The organism is Sphingomonas sp. 66-10 (assembly GCF_001897045.1).
GTDB lineage: Bacteria > Pseudomonadota > Alphaproteobacteria > Sphingomonadales > Sphingomonadaceae > Sphingomonas > Sphingomonas lycopersici.
The window spans coordinates 2,976-3,375 of sequence record NZ_MKRR01000168.1; the positions used below are offsets into that span (position 1 = coordinate 2,976).

Annotated in this window: 1 protein-coding gene; it reads right to left on the reverse strand. The window is 66.5% G+C overall.

What is annotated here, in order from left to right; translation table 11 throughout:
• Positions 1 to 72: 72 nt before the first annotated feature.
• On the reverse strand, positions 73 to 400 hold a 328-nt coding region (locus BGN95_RS26480), incomplete at its 5' end, for a MaoC/PaaZ C-terminal domain-containing protein (protein ID WP_286774557.1).

Sequence of the window (400 nt, forward strand, 5' to 3'; positions counted from 1 at the left end):
GCCGGCGCGCGCTCGAAGGCGGACGGTCGGCAGCACCTCCTGCCGGCCGTCCGTCACCTCGATTCTCGCGCCTCAATTCTCATTGTCGGGCCGCGTGCGGATCAGCCCGTTCGAGACCATCGACATCACCGCGACGCCGTCCTGATTGAACACCGTCATGCGGCTCTTGAAGATCCCCATTTCGGGGCGGCTCTGCGAGCGACGCTTCTCGATCACCTCGGTCTCGCAGCGCAACGTGTCGCCGGGATAGACCGGCTTGAGCCAGCGCAATTCGTCCACCCCCGGCGATCCGAGCCCGGCCTGGCGGTGGTTCTTCAGATTCTCGACGACCATCGACATCACCATCGCGCAGGTATGCCAGCCGCTCGCCGAGAGCCGCTCGAAATGCGTCCCGGCCGCC